General features: G+C 73.8%; 3 protein-coding genes. All 3 read left to right on the forward strand.

Annotation, left to right across the window (positions count from 1 at the left end; genetic code table 11):
• The first annotated feature begins 114 nt into the window (after positions 1 to 114).
• Complete coding sequence (gene trpC / locus DQW06_RS26785; RefSeq protein WP_013154190.1) at positions 115 to 921, forward strand: indole-3-glycerol phosphate synthase TrpC; 807 nt, start codon at positions 115 to 117, stop codon at positions 919 to 921.
• A 240-nt stretch (positions 922 to 1161) separates the two neighbouring features.
• Positions 1162 to 2379 (forward strand): tryptophan synthase subunit beta, encoded by a 1218-nt coding sequence (gene trpB, locus DQW06_RS26790; RefSeq protein ID WP_013154189.1) that lies wholly within the window; start codon positions 1162 to 1164, stop codon positions 2377 to 2379.
• On the forward strand, positions 2376 to 3023 hold a 648-nt coding region (gene trpA, locus DQW06_RS26795; RefSeq protein WP_117199537.1), incomplete at its 3' end, for a tryptophan synthase subunit alpha. The genes trpB and trpA, both read left to right, overlap by 4 nt.

Raw genomic sequence — 3023 nt, forward strand, 5'->3', positions numbered from 1 at the left:
CGGGTGGATACGATGACCAGCAACACGGTGCGGCGGTGTCCGATCCCGCCGCGCGATGAGCCCGCACCCGGGCCACCGCCGTGCCGGCCCACTTTCACGAGGGAGCAGTAACTGGTGAGCGTGCTCGACGAGATCCTCGACGGAGTACGCGCTGACCTGGCGCAGCGGCAGGAGGACCTGCCCCTTGACCGCCTCAAGGCCCAGGCCGGGTCGGTGCCCACCCCGAAGGACGCCGAAGCCGCCCTGCGCCGCCCGGGCGTGCACGTCATCGCCGAGGTCAAGCGGGCCAGCCCCTCCAAGGGCCCCCTCGCGGCCATCACCGACCCCGCGGCCCTGGCCCGCGACTACGAGGCCGGCGGCGCCGCCCTGATCAGCGTCCTCACCGAGCAGCGCCGCTTCAAGGGCAGCCTCGCCGACCTCCAGGCCGTCCACAAGGCGGTCGACACCCCGCTGCTGCGCAAGGACTTCGTGGTCAGCTCCTACCAGCTGTGGGAGGCCCGCGTCTTCGGCGCCTCCGCCGTGCTGCTCATCGTCGCGGCCCTGCCCCAGGAGGCCCTGGTCTCCCTGGTGGAGCGGGCCCGCTCGCTCGGCCTCATGCCGCTGGTGGAGGTCCACGACGAGGAGGAGGTCGCGCGCGCACTCGACGCCGGGGCCACCGTCGTCGGCGTCAACGCCCGCAACCTCAAGACCCTGGAGGTGGACCGGGACACCTTCTCCCGGCTCGCCCCCCTCATCCCCTCCGACGTCGTCAAGATCGCCGAGTCCGGTGTCCGCGGCCCGCACGACCTGCTGGCCTACGCCGGAGCCGGAGCCGGGGCCGTCCTCGTCGGCGAGAGCCTCGTCCGCGGCCGCAACCCGCGCGAGGCCGTCGCCGACCTGGTCACCGCCGGGGCCCACCCCGCCCTGCGGGACCGGAACTAGGGGCACAGACCGTGAGAGGGTTGACGCAGGCACCGGCGGACGCGGCGGCGACGCGCCCCGTCCGCAGATGGCGATGGCTCTAGGGAACCCGCGCCAGTGAGCCGCGGGTTCCCGCCGCCGCGTTGACCCACAGTCAGAACGCGCCGCCGGAGCCGGGCGGCGCACAGCCGGTCGGCGCGCGGACCCCGCGGCGCGAGGCCGGGGGAGCCCCGCGCTCGGCCCTTCCCAGGAGAGCGTGCAATGAGCCACGACCAACCCCTGCCCGACCAGCTCGGGCACTACGGCCGCTTCGGCGGCCGCTTCGCGCCCGAAGCCCTCGTCGCCGCCCTCGACGAGGTGGCCGCGGAGTGGGAGAAGGCCAAGCAGGACCCCCAGTACCAGGCCGAACTCGCCGAACTGCTCAAGGACTACACCGGGCGCCCCAGCGCCCTGAGCGAGGCCCGCAACTTCTCCGAGCACTGCGGCGGCGCGCGGATCCTGCTCAAGCGCGAGGACCTCAACCACACCGGATCCCACAAGATCAACAACGTCCTCGGCCAGGCCCTGCTCACCAGGCGCATGGGCAAGACCCGCGTCATCGCCGAGACCGGAGCCGGACAGCACGGCGTGGCCACCGCCACAGCCTGCGCCCTGCTCGGCCTGGAGTGCGTGATCTACATGGGCGAGGAGGACACCCGCCGCCAGGCGCTCAACGTCGCCCGCATGCGCATGCTCGGCGCCGAGGTCGTCCCCGTCACCATCGGCAGCCGCACCCTCAAGGACGCCATCAACGAGGCCTTCCGCGACTGGGTGGCCAACGTCGACCGCACCCACTACCTGTTCGGCACCGTCGCCGGACCGCACCCCTTCCCCAAGCTCGTGCGCGACCTGCACTTCGTCGTCGGCCAGGAGGCCCGCGAACAGGTCCTGGAGCGCGTCGGCAGGCTCCCCGACGCGGTCGCCGCGTGCGTGGGCGGCGGCTCCAACGCCATGGCCGTCTTCGCGGCCTTCATCCCTGACGAGGAGGTCGCCCTGTACGGCTTCGAGGCCGGTGGGGAGGGGGCGCGGACCACCCGCACCGCCGCCTCCATCACGGCGGGCAGCCCCGGCGTCTTCCACGGGGCGCGCACCTTCGTGCTCCAGGACGAGTACGGCCAGACCCTGCCCAGCCACTCCATCTCCGCCGGACTCGACTACCCGGCGGTGGGCCCCGAGCACGCCTACCTCGCCGACACCGGCCGCGCCACCTACGAGCCGGTCACCGACGCCGAGGCGATGGAGGCCTTCCGGCTGCTGTGCCGCACCGAGGGCATCATCCCCGCCATCGAGAGCGCGCACGCCCTGGCCGGCGCCCGCAAGCTCGGCGAGCGCCTCGGCCCGGACGCCGTCATCCTGGTGAACCTCTCCGGGCGCGGCGACAAGGACGTTGACACCGCGGCCGCCTACTTCGGCCTCGTCGACCCGGAGGGACAGGCGTGAGCGCCACCGCACTGCAGACCAAGCTCGCCGAGGCCCGCGAGGCCGGACGCGCCGCCCTGATCGGCTACCTGCCCGCCGGGTTCCCCGACGTGGAGTCCTCCGTCCGGGTCATCCAGGCCATGGTCGAGGGGGGCTGCGACGTCATCGAGGTCGGCCTGCCCTACTCCGACCCCATGATGGACGGCCCCACCATCCAGCGGGCCGCCGACCGAGCCCTGGCCGCGGGCACCACCACCGACGACGTGTTCCGCGTGGTGGAGGCCACCGCCGCCACCGGCGCCGCCGCCGTGGTGATGTCCTACTGGAACCCCATCGAGCGCTACGGCGTCGAGCGCTTCGCCGCGAACCTGGCCAAGGCGGGCGGGGCCGGGGTGATCACCCCCGACCTCATCCCCGAGGAATCCGAGGAGTGGGTGGCCGCCTCCGACTCCTGCGGCCTGGACCGGGTGTTCCTGGTCGCGCCCTCCTCCACCGACCGGCGCCTGGCCCTGACCACGCGCGAGTGCACCGGCTTCGTGTACGCCGCCTCGCTCATGGGCGTCACCGGCACCCGCACCCAGGTCGCCGACACCGCCGCCGCGCTGGTGCGGCGCACCCGCGAGGCGACCCGCGACTCCGGCCTGCCCGTCTGCGTGGGCCTGGGC

It is taken from the genome of Nocardiopsis sp. TNDT3 (assembly GCF_003427465.1).
Lineage (GTDB): Bacteria > Actinomycetota > Actinomycetes > Streptosporangiales > Streptosporangiaceae > Nocardiopsis > Nocardiopsis dassonvillei.

Bases quoted from the DNA above. Each gene is read 5' to 3' on its own strand.
- trpB (WP_013154189.1), top strand. From the start codon at position 1,162: ATGAGCCACGACCAACCCCTGCCCGACCAGCTCGGGCACTACGGCCGC.